Below are 15,678 nucleotides of genomic sequence, written 5' to 3' on the forward strand. Positions count from 1 at the left end.
ACATGTGTGGCATCGTTGGCATCCTGAGCACCGAAGACGTGGCGGACCGTCTGCTCGACGGGCTCAAGCGGCTCGAATATCGCGGCTATGATTCCGCGGGGATCGCAACCGATTTCGACGGCGCGATCGAGCGGCGGCGTGCGTCGGGCAAGCTGGTCAACCTCGCCAATGAACTTGCGGCGCACCCGCTGCCCGGCAAGACCGGGATCGCGCACACCCGCTGGGCGACGCATGGCGGCCCGACCACCAACAACGCGCACCCGCACGCGACTGGCGAAGTCGCGGTCGTCCACAACGGCATCATCGAGAATTTCAAGCCGCTCCGTGACGAACTCATCGCACGCGGGCGCACCTTCACCAGCGAGACCGATACCGAAGTCGTTGCGCATCTGATCAGCGAGAAGGTCGAGGCGGGGCTTGGCCCGATCGAGGCGGTGCGCGAAATCCTGCCACGGCTTCACGGCGCGTTCGCGCTAGCAATCCTGTTCCGCCAACACCCCGATCTGCTGATCGGTGCTCGGCTCGGTTCGCCGCTGGTCGTCGGGCATGGCGAGGGCGAGATGTACCTCGGCTCGGATGCGCTCGCGCTCGCGCCGCTGACGCAGCGGATCGCGTATCTCGACGAGGGCGACTGGGTCGTGCTGACGCGCGACGGCGCGCAGGTCTATGACCGCGACAACACGCCCGTCGAGCGGCCGATCACGATCTCCGGCGTGACCGGCGATCTGGTGTCCAAGGGCAACCACAAGCATTACATGCTCAAGGAGATTTACGAGCAACCGATCGTCGTCGCGCAGACGCTGCGGTCGTACCTCCAGCGGATGGAGGAGCGCGTGACGCTCCCGATCCCCGAGTTCGACCTGTCGACGATCAAGCGCGTCACGATCGTCGCGTGCGGGACGAGCTTCTACGCGGGCATGGTCGCCAAATATTGGTTCGAACAGTTCGCCCGCGTGCCGGTCGATCTCGATGTCGCGTCCGAATTCCGCTACCGCGCGCCGGTGATGGAGGAGGGCGGTCTTGCGCTGTTCATCAGCCAGTCGGGCGAGACCGCGGATACGCTCGCGGCGCTGCGCCATGCCAAGGCCGAGAGGCAGACGATCGCGGTCGTCGTCAACGTGCCGACGAGCACGATGGCGCGCGAAGCCGACCTGTTGCTGCCCACCCATGCCGGTCCCGAGATCGGCGTCGCCTCGACCAAGGCGTTTACGTGCCAGCTCGCGGTGCTCGCGGCACTCGCCGCCAATCTCGCGCGTGCCAAGGGCAAGCTCAGCCCCGCTGAGGAGAAGATGATCGTCAAGCATCTCGCCGAAGCGCCCGCCGCGCTCAACGGTGCGCTCGCCTATGACGAGGCAATCGAGGCGATGGCGCATCACGTCGCGGTCGCGCGCGACGTGCTGTATCTGGGCCGCGGGACGGATTACCCGCTGGCGCTGGAAGGCGCATTGAAACTGAAGGAAATCAGTTACATCCACGCCGAAGGGTATGCCGCAGGCGAGATGAAGCATGGGCCGATCGCATTGATCGACGAGAATGTCCCGGTGATCGTCATCGCCCCCTCGGGCCCGCTGTTCGACAAGACCGTCAGCAACATGCAGGAAGTCCAGGCGCGCGGCGGCAAGGTCGTGCTGATTTCAGATTACGACGGTATCCAGGCAGCGGGCGACAATTGCCTCGCGACGATCACCATGCCCAAGGTCCATCCGCTGATCGCCCCGCTGGTCTATGCGGTGCCGGTACAGTTGCTCGCCTATCACGTGGCTGTCATCAAGGGGACCGATGTCGACCAGCCCCGCAACCTTGCAAAGTCGGTGACGGTAGAATGAGCACGCCCCTCGTCGCCGGGATCGAACTCGGCGGAACCAAGGTCATCTGCGTTCTCGCCAGCGGACCCGACGATGTCCGCGACACGGTGACGATCCCGACCACGACGCCTGCGGAAACGATGGACGCGGTCGAGGCCGTGCTTGGGCGCTGGTCGGGTTATGAGGCGCTCGGCATTGCGAGTTTCGGTCCGGTGTCGCTCGATCCCGCCGACCCCAGGCACGGCTTTATCACCGCGACGCCCAAGCCCGGCTGGTCGGACACCGACGTCGGGCAGCGACTGGCGCGCGTCGCCGGCGTCCCGACCGGGTTCGACAGCGACGTCGCGGGCGCGGCGCTCGGCGAGGGGCGCTGGGGCGCGTCGCGCACCGTGGCGGATCATGCCTATGTCACGGTCGGGACCGGGCTCGGCGTTGGCCTGGTGCTTGGCGGGACCCCGGTTTCAGGGCTTACGCATTCCGAGCTCGGGCATATCCGTCCAGTCCGGCTTTCCGGCGACACTTGGCAAGGGTCATGCCCATTCCACGGCGATTGCCTCGAAGGTCTGGCGTCGGGCACCGCGATCCGCGCCCGCGCGGGAACACCTGCGCAGGACATCGCGATCGGTGATCCCGTATGGGACGGCGTCGCGCACGCGCTGGCGCAACTGTGCCACACGCTGGTTCTGACCGGGATACCACGTCGCATTGTGATGGGTGGCGGTGTGATGGTCGGTGTTCCGCATCTGTTCGCGATGATCCAGCACAAGCTCGCCGAGAGCCTGGCGGGATATGGCAATGCGCGTGGTCTGATGCCGTTCGAAGCCTTTGTTGTTCCAGCGGAACTTGGCGGCATGGCCGGTCCGCTGGGTGCGATCGAGCTGGGCGTACGGGCACTGAGCAAGGGGTCGAGCTTCAGAAATTGTTAACCCAGTTTGCGTAGCAGGAACAAAAGGTGCATCGCGCCTTTTGTCTTGTGAGATGGTGTCCGATGCGAATTCTGATCGTCGATGACGAACCGGCCATGCACGAAAGCTATCGACGCAGTTTTACCTGTGATGACAGTGGTATGGCCGCCACCCTTGGGGAAATGGCTGCGGAATTATTCGGGGACGATTTGGCCCCCGATACCGTCGAACACGGACCTGCGTTCGAGCTGACCTTCGCGCTGCAAGGGGCGGAAGGCGTGTCTGCGGTTGCCGATGCGATGCGCGACAAGAAGCGCTTTGCGGTGGCGTTCATCGATGTGCGCATGCCGCCCGGAATCGACGGCCGCGACACAGCGCAGCGCATCCGTGCACTCGACCCGGACATCCACATCGTCATCGTTACCGGCTATTCGGACTTCACACCGACCGAGATCGCGCGGGTCGCCGGGCCTCCGGACAAGATCTTCTACATCGCCAAACCGTTCGAGGTCGCAGAGGTCCAGCAGATGGCGATCGCGCTCGGGCATCGCTGGGAAGGCGACCGGGAACTGACTGCCGCGCGCGAGACGCTGGCGGCGCAGGTGCGGCAACTCGAAGAGCAAGGCCACGAACTCGCGGCGAACGAAAGCCGGGCGATGCATCTCGCCAACCACGATTCATTGACCGAAGCGCCCAACCGTCTGGCGTTCCGGCGCGCACTGAGCGACCGTGCCAAGTCGGGGGCGCAGTTTGCCGTCGCGATGGTCGATCTCGACCGGTTCAAGCTGGTCAACGATACGCTCGGGCATCTCGCCGGCGATGAACTGATCCGCACGATGTGCGCGGTGTTGCAGCGCTCGATACCGTCGGGCGGAATGGTCGCGCGGCTTGGCGGGGACGAGTTCGGGCTGTTGTTCGACACCGCCGGGACCGATGCCGCCGAACAGGATTGCGCCCGGATCGCAAAGGCGTGCGCATCGACGTTCAAGGTCCTGGGCCATTCCGTGCAGGGTGGCGCATCGATCGGCCTGATCGCAACCGAGCCGGGCGAATCACGCGATCCGGTCGATCTCATGCGCCGGGCCGACCTCGCGCTCCACGATGCGAAGCGCGACGGTCGGGGGATCGTCCGGGTCTATGACGACGGGATGGACGAGACGATCCGTTTGCGTCGTGCGATCGAAACCGGACTGTCGGGCGCGATCGCGCGCAACGAACTGTCGCTCGCATTCCAGCCGATCGTGGAGCGGGAGCAATTGGAGATCGTCGGGTTCGAGGCGCTGTTGCGCTGGGAGACCGATGCGCACGGACCGATCGGGCCCGAAGTGTTCGTGCCGATCGCAGAGGAATCCAACCTGATCCACGAAATCGGCGACTGGGTGGTGCGTGAATCGCTGAAGGTGCTCTGCGAGTGGCCGACGCAGTATGTGTCGGTAAACTTCTCGCCGCGCCAGTTCCGGCGGCACAATTTCGTCGCACGGTTGATCGAGGAAGTGCAGCGCGCTGGCGTCGATCCGACGCGGTTCCAGATCGAAATCACCGAAACCGCGATCTTCGACGATGCCGACCGGGCAGCGGACACGCTCTACAAGTTGCGCCAGATGGGCTTCCGCATCGCGCTGGACGATTTCGGGACAGGCTATTCGAGCCTCTACAACATCCGCAAGTTCGCGCTCGATTGCCTCAAGATCGACCGCAGCTTCATCGACGGCATGGGCCGCGAGCGCGAGAGTGCGGCGATCGTCCAGTCGATCATCCATCTCGGGCGTGCGCTGGGGCTGGGCGTGGTCGCCGAGGGCGTGGAAAGCGAGGCGCAGTTGCAGGCGCTTCGCGTCGCGGGCTGCTCGCACATGCAGGGGTTCCTGTTCAGCCGTCCGGTTTCCAAGGTGTTCGCACGGCAGATCGCGCTCACGCGCTACATGGTCGACAACGGCCCGCCGCTTCCGCCCGAGAAGCCCGAGTTGCTGTTCGGAGGCAGCACCGTACCGCAACCATGAGGTCCGCCCTCGCCCGGTGGATTCGACGACGCACCCGGGCATCGCGGGCTTCGCGGGCGCTTGCGGCGAAACTTGTCGCCATCCTGACCGGGGTCGGGCTGATCGGGGCGGTCTTCCTGATCGCGGTTCTGTCGAGTGTCATCATCCCCAGTTTCAAGTCGCTCGAGGGCAAGTCGATCCAGGTGGAAATGGACCGCACCCGGACTGCGCTTGAGGCGGTGGCGCGCACGGTCGAACTCAAGGCGCGTGACTTCGCCGAAGATGCCGCATTCGCACCGAACCGCGCGCAGGCTCGGCACATCTTCGACGATCGACAGGTGGATGGGATCGCCTGGCTGGGCGGCGCAGAGAATGAGACGCCTGACGGAAACGGTAGCGTCCAATGGCGATCCGGCGATGGGCGGGCAATACAGCGGGCCTTTGCCGATGCGATACGACCGCTCCCGCTCGACCGGCTCGTGGGGTTCAACCGGTCTGCGCACTTCTACCTGAGACTGGGGAAGGCGGTCGCGGCCGTGGGGGTCGTGCGGATTTCGGGCAAGGACAGTCGCACCCCGCCGCATTTCGTCCTGCTAGCCCGCCGTCTTTCGCCGACCCTGTTGTCGGAAGCGTCCCACCTGCCGACGCGGGTCGATCTCGACAGTACCGCAGATGGCGCGACGACCGAGGCGACGCGCACCGCCATGCACATCGTCGTACCGATCCGCGGACCTGACGGACAAGCGGTTGCGGGTGCCGCGTTCACCGTACGGCGGGAATTCGCGGTGCTCGGTCAGCGGATGCTGCTGCTCGCGGTCGCGGGATCGGTCGTCCTGTTGCTGCTGCTGTTGCTGGCAGTGCGATGGCTGATCACCACGCAGGTGCTTCGCCCGCTCGCGCGGGTGGAGCGTCACATGAAGACGGTCCAGCGTTCCGGTACGCTGGCGCTGTTACCTGGCCCGATGTCTGCCGATGAGATCGGATCGCTTGCCACCAGCTTCAACGCGATGTTGCGGCAGTTGCACGATTTGCGGCAGCAACTTGAGTCGCAGAATTTCGCGCTGGGTAAAAGCGAGAGCGCCACCGCGATGCTGCACAACGTCCGCAATGCGCTCACCCCGGTCAGCACGATTCTGAGCCGCGCAAGCACGCAGACCGCGCCGGTCGATCTGGCGCTGCTCAACCGCGCTGTCGCGGAACTGGCGAACGATACGGTTGCGCCCGCGCGCCGGGAGAAACTGGCGGCGTTCGTCGCGACGGCGGTCGCGGCGGAAGTGCAGGATCGCACCGATCGTCATCGTGCGCTGCTGGTGGCGCGCGAGGCGATGGGTCAGGTGCTCGAAATCATCGGGCAGCAGCAGCGCGCTGTTCACGAACGCCCCGAAATGTCGCCGTGCGACGTGACCGACATCATCGCGCGTAACGCGACGATCGCGCGCTATTCAGGCAGCGTTTCGATCGCGGTCGGTTTCCCCGCGCAACCCTGTCAAGTGCTGGCGAGCCGGATCATCCTCAGTCAGGTGATCGGCAATCTCTTCGCCAACGCCGCCGACGCGATCGCGGCGCACGGGACCGGCAGTGGCAGCATCCGGGTCACGATCGAACAGACCGGCGACATGGCTCAGATCGTGATCCGCGACGATGGCGAGGGGTTCGCGGCTGGCGCGGCGCCCAATCTCTTTCAGCGTGGCTATTCCACCCGGCAGCACAAGGTCGGGGGGCTTGGGCTGCACTGGTGCGCCAACGCGATGCAGGCGATGCAGGGGACGCTGCGGCTCGACAGTGCGGGGCCGGGGCAGGGGGCGGTCGCGACGCTGTCGCTGCGGCTGGCGCCCGATGAAAGCGATGCTGTTTAACCGGCAGGTTCCTCTGTCGCCCCTGCGTCAGTCAGGCCGAAACGGCAGGATGCTCTCATAGGTCGCCAGCGGCAGCGCTCCGCGAATGAACCCGCCGTGGCGCAACACGAAGGTATGTCGTACGATTTCCGCCTGCTGCTCGATCCCGTAACGCTTGAGCGGCAACCCGGGCCGGATCGCATAATCATAGCGGCAGAACGGATGCCGCACGAGCGGCAGGAAAATGCCGCGCTGAGTCTGCCAGATGTGCGTCAGCTCATGGATCAGCAGCCCCTGCGCATCGAGATTTCCGCACGCGAAATCATCGTGGTAGAGCGATCCCTTGGGATGGAAGCAGATGCATCCGGTGGGGGCCATGACGGTCTCGCGCGGCTGGAAGAACGCCCATTTGCGCTGCGTCAGCCGCACTTTTGCGTAATCGATCGCATCGCCGAACACACTGCGCGCGAGCGTTACTTCGCCGTCGGTCAACGTCCGTTTCGGTGCCCGTGCCACGCTGTCGTCTCAGTCCTTGAACACGGGAGCAGACGCGCCCGGCGCGATCGTTGGAACGAGCGCGTTGATCCGCCGACCGTCGGAGAAGGTGAAGGTCAGCGTGATCGGGCGGCCCGGCTTGATCCCGGGGTTCATGTCGAACAGCATCAGATGCTTGCCGCCGGGTTTGAACTCGGTCGTGGACAAAGCGGGGATCTTGAGGTCGCCGAGCGGCTTCATCGTCGCCATGCCCCCGGCGGTCATCGATTCATGCAGCTCGCTCTTGACCGCGACCGGGCTGTTGACCGCGATCAGCGTCGTTGCGGTCGGCCCGCCGTGGATCGTGAAATAGCCCGCGGACGGGCGGCTGGGCATCGTGCCCAGACGGACATAGCCGTGATCGACCTTGAGTTCGGGCGGCGACTGGCAGCCGGCAACCGCAGTGCACGCCAAAACCGCAAAAAACCGCACGTTCAAATCTTATCTCCCGCATTGGGAACCCAAAGGCGTCTCTAGGCGTGCGAAAATCTTGCGACAAGCAAAAGCCCCCCTATATCGCTGGAGTAACGGGTCGTGCCGCTCAGTTCGAGGGCACGGCTGAACGTCCATTTTTTGACTGACGGGGGCCCAAGAGGACCAATGGCAAAAGTAATCGGAATCGATCTCGGCACGACCAACAGCTGCGTATCCGTCATGGAAGGCGGCAAGCCGAAGGTCATCGAAAACGCAGAAGGCGCGCGTACCACGCCGTCGATCGTCGCATTCGCCAAGGATGGCGAGCGACTGGTCGGCCAGCCGGCCAAGCGCCAGGCAGTGACCAACCCGGAGAACACGATCTTCGCGGTGAAGCGCCTGATCGGCCGTCGTTTCGACGACCCGATCACCAAGAAGGACACCGAGCTGGTCCCGTACCACATCGTGCGCGGCAACAACGGCGACGCATGGGTCGGCGCTGGCGGCAAGGAATATTCGCCTTCGCAGATCTCGGCATTCACGCTGCAAAAGATGAAGGAAACCGCGGAAGCCTATCTCGGCGAGACGGTCACGCAGGCGGTCATCACCGTGCCCGCGTACTTCAACGACGCGCAGCGCCAGGCGACCAAGGACGCCGGGCAGATCGCCGGTCTCGAAGTGCTCCGCATCATCAACGAGCCGACGGCTGCTGCGCTTGCGTATGGCCTCGACAAGGACACCAACAAGACGATTGCGGTCTATGACCTCGGCGGCGGTACGTTCGACATCTCGATCCTCGAGATCGGCGACGGCGTGTTCGAAGTGAAGGCGACCAACGGCGATACCTTCCTCGGCGGTGAGGATTTCGACAACAAGCTGCTCAACTTCCTGTCGGAAGACTTTAAGAAGGCCGAAGGCATCGACCTCACCAAGGACAAGCTGGCGCTCCAGCGTCTGAAGGAAGCGGCCGAAAAGGCGAAGATCGAGCTGTCGTCGGCAGCCACGACCGAAGTCAACCTGCCGTTCATCACCGCGGACGCGACCGGCCCGAAGCATCTCGTCAAGGCGATCACGCGTTCGGATCTCGAGCGTCTGGTCGAGGACCTGATCCAGCGTACGCTCGAGCCGTGCAAGAAGGCGATGGCGGATGCGGGCGTCAAGTCGGCCGACATCAGCGAAGTCGTCCTCGTCGGCGGCATGACGCGCATGCCCAAGGTCCGTCAGGTCGTGAAGGACTTCTTCGGCAAGGAGCCGCATTCGGGCGTCAACCCCGATGAGGTCGTTGCGATGGGTGCGGCGATCCAGGCGGGCGTGCTGCAGGGTGACGTCAAGGACGTGCTGCTGCTCGATGTGACCCCGCTGTCGCTCGGCATCGAGACGCTGGGTGGCGTGTTCACCCGGATGATCGATCGCAACACGACGATCCCGACTAAGAAGTCGCAGACCTATTCGACCGCGGACGACAACCAGGGCGCTGTCACCATCCGCGTTTTCCAGGGCGAGCGCGAAATGGCGGCGGACAACAAGATCCTCGGCCAGTTCGACCTGGTCGGCATCCCGCCCGCACCGCGCGGCGTGCCGCAGATCGAGGTCACGTTCGACATCGATGCCAACGGCCTCGTCAACGTGTCGGCGAAGGACAAGGGCACCGGCAAGGAGCAGCAGATCCGCATCCAGGCATCGGGTGGCCTGTCGGATCGCGACATCGAGCAGATGGTTCGCGACGCCGAGCAGTTCGCCGAGGACGACAAGAAGCGCCGTGCATCGGCCGAGGCGAAGAACAACGCCGAGAGCCTGATCCACACGACCGAGCGCCAGCTTGCCGACAATGCCGACAAGGTCGACGCGTCGCTCAAGGGCGAGATCGAAGCGGCGATCGCCGAAGCCAAGACTGCGGTCGAAGGTGGCGATCCCGAAGCGATGAAGGCCAAGGCCGAAGCACTCGGCCAGGTTGCGATGAAGCTTGGACAGGCGATCTACGAGAAGCAGGCGCAGGCCGACGCTTCGCCCGCCGCCGATGGTGCAGCGGCACCGAAGGACGACGTGGTCGACGCGGAATTCTCCGAAGTCGACGACACCAAGGCATAAGCACAAACGCCCTCTCTCGCTTGGCGGGGGAGGGCCGCCGGGCGCGGCGGTGGCGGGCATGGGCAGGGCGGTTGATCCGGTCGCTGTTCCACCCGCCACCGTCTCCCGGTCTGAGGGCCTGACATGAGCACCGAAGTCGATTTCTACGAACTGCTCGAATGCGAGCGCACCGCCGACGACGGGACGATCAAGACGTCCTATCGCAAGCTGGCGATGAAATATCACCCGGACCGCAACCCCGGTTGCAAGGATTCCGAGGCGCATTTCAAGGCGATCAGCGAGGCGTATGATTGCCTCAAGGATCCGCAGAAGCGCGCGGCCTATGATCGTTTCGGCCATGAGGCATTCCGGCAGGGCGGTGGCGGCGGCGGTCGCGGGGGCGGTGGCGCGCAGGACTTCGGCGCTTTCTCCGATATCTTCGAGAACATCTTCGGCGAGTTCATGGGCGGCCAGCGCGGTGGCGGTGGCGCTCAGGGACCGCGACGTGGCGCGGACTTGCGCTACGACATGGAAATCACGCTCGAGGACGCGTTCCACGGCAAGTCGACCGACATCACGATCGACGTGTCCGCGCCGTGCGACGTGTGCGACGGCAGCGGCGCGACGCGCGGCACGTCCGCCAAGACCTGCGCTACGTGCCACGGTCACGGTAAGGTCCGCGCGCAGCAGGGCTTCTTCGTGGTCGAGCGGACCTGCCCGAGCTGCCATGGTGCTGGCCAGACGATCGCGGACCCTTGTGGCGCATGCCATGGCGAAGGTCGGATCGACCAGACCAAGACGCGCACCGTCAACATTCCGGCCGGGGTCGACGAGGGCACGCGCGTTCGCCTGACCGGCGAGGGCGAGGCGGGTCTGCGCGGCGCACCGTCGGGAGATCTCTACATTTTCCTCCACGTCGCGCGGCATCCGCTGTTCGAGCGCGAGGGCACCACGCTGTTCGCGCGCACGCCGATCAGCTTCACGACCGCGGCGCTCGGGGGCGAGGTCACGATTCCGGGGCCGGATGGGGTCGATCACACGATCAAGATCCCGGCGGGGACGCAAAGCGGGCGCGAGTTGCGCCAGCGTGGCGCGGGTATGCCGGTGTTGCAGGGGCGCGGGCGCGGTGATCTGGTGATTCGCGTCGAGGTCGAGACGCCGACGAGTCTGACGTCGCGCCAGCGCGAGTTGCTCGAGGAATTCCGCGCGACGGAGACGGGCAAGGAATGCCCGCAGACGACCGGGTTCTTCAAGAAGGTGAAGAGCGCCTGGGTGTAATGCTGAAGGGGGTGGCGTGAACGGGCGTAAGGAAGCGCTTCCCCCCTATCTGCTACTTCCCCGGCGAAGGCCGGGGCCCAGTAGTGACACATAAGAGCCTTAAGCGCTGCGCTACGTTACCTCGGCCATCTCGACTGGGCCCCGGCCTTCGCCGGGGTAGGAGATGGCGGGGAACAGGCCCGCGCGAAAAAGTCAGGAAGCCAAAAAGCGCTTCTCCCGCCCCTTGTCACAAGGGGCGGTCGAGCGGTCGGGTGGTCAGAAGATCAGGACTTCCGCCACCAGCGCGACGCCGGCCACGGCAATAAGGCCGCTGGCCAGGTTCTGCAGGATACGCATTTGAGAGTCTCCGTGCCGGATCATCCCGGCACGGAGACATTTGGAGATTGTTGCTTAACTCAGCAATATTATTACGCGCATTCGCACGTGCAGCATTTGCACGTTGAAACGTGCTCTGGTGTAGACGAACGGTTAACCCTGCGCCCCGAACACCCGCGCGAAGATCGTGTCGACGTGCTTCAGATGATAGCCGAGATCGAACTTGTCCTCGATCTCCGCGACCGACAGCGCGGCGGTCACTTCGGGATCGGCCTTCAGCAGTTCGAGCAGCGACAATTCGCCATCCGATTCCCACACCTTCATCGCGTTGCGTTGGACGAGGCGATACGAATCCTCGCGGCTCACCCCGGCTTGCGTCAGCGCGAGCAGCACGCGCTGCGAATGGACGAGGCCGCCCATCTTGTTGAGATTCTTCTCCATCCGCACCGGATAGACGAGCAGCTTCTCGATCACCCCGGTCATCCGCCCGAGCGCGAAGTCGAGCGTGATCGTCGCGTCGGGGCCGATATAGCGCTCGACCGACGAATGGCTGATGTCGCGCTCATGCCACAGCGCGACATTCTCGAGCGCAGGCGTGACATAGCCGCGCACCATCCGCGCGAGACCGGTGAGGTTCTCGGTCAGCACCGGGTTGCGCTTGTGCGGCATCGCCGACGAGCCCTTCTGGCCGGGCGAGAAATACTCTTCCGCTTCCAGCACTTCGGTGCGCTGGAGATGGCGCACTTCGGTCGCGAGTCGTTCGATCGACGAGGCGATTACGCCCAGGGTCGCGAAGAACATCGCATGGCGGTCACGCGGGATGACCTGAGTGGAGACCGGCTCGACGGTCAGACCGAGCTTGGCGGCGACGTGTTCCTCGACGCGCGGGTCGATATTGGCGAAGGTCCCGACCGCGCCCGAGATCGCACAGGTTGCAATATCAGCACGCGCAGCCACCAAACGCTCCCGGTTTCGCGCAAATTCAGCATAAGCCTGCGCCAGTTTTAGACCGAACGTCACCGGTTCGGCGTGGATTCCGTGGCTCCGCCCGATCGTCGGGGTCATCTTGTGCTCATGCGCGCGGACCGACAGCGCCGCGAGCAGCGCGTCGATATCCGCGATCAGCAAATCCGCCGCCTGCGCCAGCTGCACCGCGAGGCAGGTGTCGAGCACGTCGGACGAGGTCATCCCCTGGTGCATGAAGCGCGCTTCATCGCCGACCTGCTCCGCCACCCAGGTAAGGAAGGCGATCACGTCATGCTTGGTGACCGCCTCGATCGCGTCGATCGCGGCAACGTCGATTGCGGGCTTGGTCGCCCACCACGCCCAAAGCGCGTCCGCTGCCTTGCGCGGGACGACGCCGAGGTCGGCCAGCGCCTCGGTTGCATGCGCTTCGATCTCGAACCAGATGCGGAAACGCGCCTCGGGCGTCCAGATCGCGGTCATCGCGGGGCGGGAGTAGCGGGGGACCATCGGCAATCCTTCATCAAAACGCAGCGAGTGGGGTCGTGCACCGGACAAGGGGCCGGATCGGCCCATCGTGGATTCGGCACGCAACCGGGTGAGCGGGGCGTTAGCAGGGACGGGGCGAGGCTTCAAATGTGGGCGCAAGGGGCTCCAGCCATAGCAATGGGCGGCGTGGTGCAGCATAAGGCGGTATTGGCATCGCTGGGCCGCAAACCCGTGCGATCCAAGTCAAGGAGACGTGTAATGTTGAAGTCGATCATTATTGCCAGCGCACTGGTCGTGTCTGCACCGGCACTGGCCCAAGTCACGCAACCGTCTGCCGCTGTTCCTGCCGATACGCAGCAAGGTGCGACCAATGCTGACCCCAGCCAGGCGACACCTATGGCGCAGCCACCGGCTGGCACCGAATCGGCACCGGCGCAGGCCGCCGAAGCGCAACCCGCGACGGGTGCGCAGATCGCTGATGTCGTCGGCACCGAATTTCCGACCTATGACAAGAACAGCGACGGTTCGCTGAGCGCCACCGAGTTCAGTGCCTGGATGGTCGCGCTCAAGACCGCGAGCGACCCTTCGACCAAGGCAACCGCGCCTGCGACCAAGACCTGGGTCGCGACGGCGTTCGCGCAGGCGGACGCGGACAAGAACAAGAAGGTGTCCAAGGGCGAACTGACCACCTTCCTGTCGGCCGCTGGCTGATCAATCCCGTGCCGCTTCCTCGTCGCCTGCGCACGGCGCGGCGATGAGGGGCGGGACCGCGCCATCAGCGCGCGCCATTGTGTCACTATTTCCGCGCCCCGCCCCCCGTTCGTGCTGAGCGCAGTCGAAGCCCTGCCTCGCCCCGGTTGAGCATGCCCTTCGACTGCGCTCAGGGCGAACGGTGAGGGAGGGGTGGGCTACCTTTCCGACCATTTTTCCCATTCCCCGTTCGTGCTGAGCGAAGTCGAAGCACTGCGTTTCCCCGGTTGAGCATGCCCTTCGACTGCGCTCAGGGCTAACGGGAGGAGGGGGGCGCTACCTTTCCAGCAAATTCTTCCATTCCCCGTTCGTGCTGAGCGAAGTCGAAGCACCGCTTTGCCCCGGTCGAGTAGGCCCTTCGATTGCGCGCAGGGCGAACGGTGAGGAGGGGTTGGCTACCTTTCCGACCATTTCTTCCATTCCCCGTTCGTGCTGAGCGCAATCGAAGCACTGCTTTGCCCCGGTCGAGCTGGCCCTTCGACTTCGCTCAGGGCGAACGGGGGCATGCGATCACCAACTTCCAGGCTTCCAGCGCATCGCTCAGCCCCCGGCGATGCTTGCCAGATCCGTCGCGGGGTCGATCACGCGCCCCGCTTCCTTCCGCTCCGAATAGCGCTCGACCAGTTGCGCGCCATGCGGGCGCAGCAGCACCGTGAAGCGCACCAGCTCTTCCATCACGTCGACGATCCGGTCGTAATAGCTCGACGGTTTCATCCGCCCGGCCTCGTCGAATTCGGCGAAGGCCTTGGCGACGCTCGACTGGTTGGGGATCGTCACCATCCGCATCCAGCGGCCGAGAATGCGCAGCGTGTTGACGCTGTTGAACGATTGTGACCCCGCCGAGACCTGCATCACCGCAAGCGTCCGCCCCTGGGTCGGGCGCATTCCACCCATCGCGAGCGGGAGGTGATCGATCTGCAGCTTCATGATCCCGGTGATCTGGCCGTGCCGCTCGGGGCTGCACCACACCTGTCCCTCGGACCACAGCGAATGCTCGCGCAGTTCATGGACTGCCGGGTGATCGTCGCCCGCCACCTGATCGGGCAGCGGCAAGGTCGAGGGATCGAAAATCCGTGTCTCGCACCCGAAGAATTGCAGCAGCCGCGCGGCTTCCTCGACACAGAGCCGCGAGAACGACCGTTCGCGCAAAGACCCGTACAGCAGCAGGATCCGCGGCGGCGGGTCGCCCGCGCCCAACCCTGAGGCCGGGCGCGCGATGGCATAGCGGCGGTCGAGCGCGGGCAAATGCGTCGGGTCGGGCAGGGGGCGTAACGGCATCAGGCGACGCGCTGACCAGCGGCGTCAATCACCTGTTCGCCGTCTTCCTTGGCAAACGCATCTTGTTGCGCGGTTGGGAGCAGATCGAGCACCGCTTCCGACGGACGACACAGTTTGACACCCATTGGCGAGACGACCAGCGGGCGGTTGATCAGGATCGGGTGTGCGACCATCGCGTCGAACAGGGCGTCGTCCGACAGCGTTTCGTCGGCCAGACCTAGCTCGGCATAGGGCGTGCCCTTCTCGCGCAACAGCGCGCGCGGCGTGATCCCGGCACGGCGAACGAGATCGACGAGCAGGTCGCGCGACGGGGGTGTCTTGAGATATTCGACGACATGCGGCTCGATCCCGGCGTTGCGAATCAACCCGATCGTGTTGCGCGACGTCCCGCAGGCGGGGTTGTGATAGACGATGATATCGACGGACATGGCGTGACCTTTCAGCAGCAGGGGGTGAGCGCCTCGATCAGCGGCGTGCACAGATCGGCATTGCCAGCACAGCAATCCTGCACGAGGAACAGCATCAGCCCCCGGACCGAATCGAGGTCCGCGCGGTAGAAGATCGTCCGGCCCTGGCGCTCGAATCGCACGAGGCCGGATCGCGTCAGGATCGCCAGATGCGCGGACATGGTGTTTTGCGGGACACCGAGTTGCCGGGCGACTTCGCCGGCGGGAAGGCCCTCGGGGACGTGCCGGACGAGCAGACGGAACGTATCGAGGCGCGTTCCCTGGGCGAGCGCGCTGAGCGCTGCGATGGCGAGAGCTGATTCCATATATCCGGAATAGCGGATGGTTGTTCGTGTGCAAGGGGGTATCTAATTGAAAGGCCAGCTGTCCGGTACGGCATGGTACGAATAAGGGCAGGTTTGATACGTTCGGATGAGTTCTGCGAAACCGTCCGTCATCCTGAACTCGTTTCAGGATCCAGCCCACCGCGAGTCCGGACCATCCTTGTTGCACGGTGGATGCTGAAACGAGTTCAGCATGACGGCAGCGGTTGGGGTGTGGGGTGGCGCAGCAGACGGCCGTGCCAAGCCCTTTGCGAAGGTCTCGCCCCACCGGGCGGCCGC

At 64.8% G+C, this 15,678-nt stretch carries 13 protein-coding genes; 7 read left to right on the top strand and 6 right to left on the bottom strand.

All coding sequences use genetic code 11. The features are described 5' to 3' along the window. The first annotated feature begins 2 nt into the window (after window positions 1–2). The 4 genes from glmS (at window position 3) to AC3WJR_RS03535 (ending at window position 6,542) form a co-directional block, all read left to right on the top strand. Window positions 3–1,826, top strand: coding sequence for a glutamine--fructose-6-phosphate transaminase (isomerizing) (gene glmS, locus AC3WJR_RS03520; RefSeq protein ID WP_492722328.1), 1,824 nt, complete (start codon window positions 3–5; stop codon window positions 1,824–1,826). Beyond that, entirely contained in the window at window positions 1,823–2,731 is a 909-nt protein-coding gene (locus AC3WJR_RS03525) for an ROK family protein (protein WP_492722330.1), read from the top strand. Before glmS ends, AC3WJR_RS03525 begins: the two co-directional genes overlap by 4 nt. Window positions 2,732–2,793: 62 nt before the next feature. After that, window positions 2,794–4,707, top strand: a complete 1,914-nt coding sequence (locus tag AC3WJR_RS03530) for a putative bifunctional diguanylate cyclase/phosphodiesterase (protein WP_492722332.1) — start codon at window positions 2,794–2,796, stop codon at window positions 4,705–4,707. Continuing rightward, window positions 4,704–6,542, top strand: a complete 1,839-nt coding sequence (locus tag AC3WJR_RS03535; RefSeq protein ID WP_492722334.1) for an ATP-binding protein — start codon at window positions 4,704–4,706, stop codon at window positions 6,540–6,542. Before AC3WJR_RS03530 ends, AC3WJR_RS03535 begins: the two co-directional genes overlap by 4 nt. A 27-nt stretch (window positions 6,543–6,569) precedes the next feature. On the opposite strand, the gene AC3WJR_RS03540 is transcribed toward AC3WJR_RS03535, so the two are convergent. Further along, window positions 6,570–7,037 carry a vgr related protein gene (locus AC3WJR_RS03540; protein ID WP_492722336.1) on the bottom strand — a complete coding sequence of 156 codons (468 nt, stop codon included), beginning with the start codon at window positions 7,035–7,037 and terminating at the stop codon, window positions 6,570–6,572. A gap of 9 nt (window positions 7,038–7,046) precedes the next feature. Beyond that, complete coding sequence (locus AC3WJR_RS03545) at window positions 7,047–7,487, bottom strand: copper chaperone PCu(A)C (protein ID WP_492724138.1); 441 nt, start codon at window positions 7,485–7,487, stop codon at window positions 7,047–7,049. Window positions 7,488–7,655: 168 nt separating this feature from the next. On the opposite strand from AC3WJR_RS03545, the gene dnaK reads away from it, so the two are divergent. Then, entirely contained in the window at window positions 7,656–9,557 is a 1,902-nt protein-coding gene (dnaK, locus tag AC3WJR_RS03550) for a molecular chaperone DnaK (RefSeq protein WP_354280021.1), read from the top strand. 123 nt (window positions 9,558–9,680) lie between these two features. Then, window positions 9,681–10,814: a molecular chaperone DnaJ gene (dnaJ, locus tag AC3WJR_RS03555; RefSeq protein WP_492722339.1), complete on the top strand. Its 1,134-nt coding sequence runs from the start codon at window positions 9,681–9,683 to the stop codon at window positions 10,812–10,814. 468 nt (window positions 10,815–11,282) lie between these two features. Here dnaJ and purB read toward each other — a convergent pair whose 3' ends face one another. Then, window positions 11,283–12,602 carry an adenylosuccinate lyase gene (purB, locus tag AC3WJR_RS03560; RefSeq protein ID WP_492722341.1) on the bottom strand — a complete coding sequence of 440 codons (1,320 nt, stop codon included), beginning with the start codon at window positions 12,600–12,602 and terminating at the stop codon, window positions 11,283–11,285. A gap of 237 nt (window positions 12,603–12,839) precedes the next feature. Between purB and AC3WJR_RS03565 the strand changes: the two genes are divergently transcribed. After that, window positions 12,840–13,292: an EF-hand domain-containing protein gene (locus AC3WJR_RS03565; protein WP_492722343.1), complete on the top strand. Its 453-nt coding sequence runs from the start codon at window positions 12,840–12,842 to the stop codon at window positions 13,290–13,292. Window positions 13,293–13,871: 579 nt separating this feature from the next. On the opposite strand, the gene arsH is transcribed toward AC3WJR_RS03565, so the two are convergent. The 3 genes from arsH to AC3WJR_RS03580 are packed head-to-tail and all read right to left on the bottom strand — an operon-like array spanning window position 13,872 to window position 15,381. After that, window positions 13,872–14,609 carry an arsenical resistance protein ArsH gene (arsH, locus tag AC3WJR_RS03570; RefSeq protein WP_492722345.1) on the bottom strand — a complete coding sequence of 246 codons (738 nt, stop codon included), beginning with the start codon at window positions 14,607–14,609 and terminating at the stop codon, window positions 13,872–13,874. After that, a complete protein-coding gene (gene arsC / locus AC3WJR_RS03575; protein WP_492722347.1) occupies window positions 14,609–15,037 on the bottom strand; it encodes an arsenate reductase (glutaredoxin) in 429 nt (142 codons plus the stop codon). Before arsC ends, arsH begins: the two co-directional genes overlap by 1 nt. An 11-nt stretch (window positions 15,038–15,048) precedes the next feature. Further along, window positions 15,049–15,381, bottom strand: a complete 333-nt coding sequence (locus AC3WJR_RS03580) for an ArsR/SmtB family transcription factor (protein WP_492722350.1) — start codon at window positions 15,379–15,381, stop codon at window positions 15,049–15,051. Window positions 15,382–15,678 lie beyond the last annotated feature (297 nt).

This window comes from Sphingomonas sp. FW306-05-A, from assembly GCF_058782275.1.

Excerpts from the sequence above, each read along its gene's own strand:
- dnaK (WP_354280021.1), top strand. The coding sequence starts at position 7,656 with ATGGCAAAAGTAATCGGAATCGATCTCGGCACGACCAACAGCTGCGTA.
- dnaJ (WP_492722339.1), top strand. The coding sequence starts at position 9,681 with ATGAGCACCGAAGTCGATTTCTACGAACTGCTCGAATGCGAGCGCACC.
- AC3WJR_RS03565 (WP_492722343.1), top strand. The coding sequence starts at position 12,840 with ATGTTGAAGTCGATCATTATTGCCAGCGCACTGGTCGTGTCTGCACCG.
- purB (WP_492722341.1), bottom strand. The coding sequence starts at position 12,602 with ATGGTCCCCCGCTACTCCCGCCCCGCGATGACCGCGATCTGGACGCCC.
- AC3WJR_RS03530 (WP_492722332.1), top strand. The coding sequence starts at position 2,794 with ATGCGAATTCTGATCGTCGATGACGAACCGGCCATGCACGAAAGCTAT.
- arsC (WP_492722347.1), bottom strand. The coding sequence starts at position 15,037 with ATGTCCGTCGATATCATCGTCTATCACAACCCCGCCTGCGGGACGTCG.
- AC3WJR_RS03580 (WP_492722350.1), bottom strand. The coding sequence starts at position 15,381 with ATGGAATCAGCTCTCGCCATCGCAGCGCTCAGCGCGCTCGCCCAGGGA.
- AC3WJR_RS03535 (WP_492722334.1), top strand. The coding sequence starts at position 4,704 with ATGAGGTCCGCCCTCGCCCGGTGGATTCGACGACGCACCCGGGCATCG.
- glmS (WP_492722328.1), top strand. The coding sequence starts at position 3 with ATGTGTGGCATCGTTGGCATCCTGAGCACCGAAGACGTGGCGGACCGT.
- AC3WJR_RS03525 (WP_492722330.1), top strand. The coding sequence starts at position 1,823 with ATGAGCACGCCCCTCGTCGCCGGGATCGAACTCGGCGGAACCAAGGTC.
- arsH (WP_492722345.1), bottom strand. The coding sequence starts at position 14,609 with ATGCCGTTACGCCCCCTGCCCGACCCGACGCATTTGCCCGCGCTCGAC.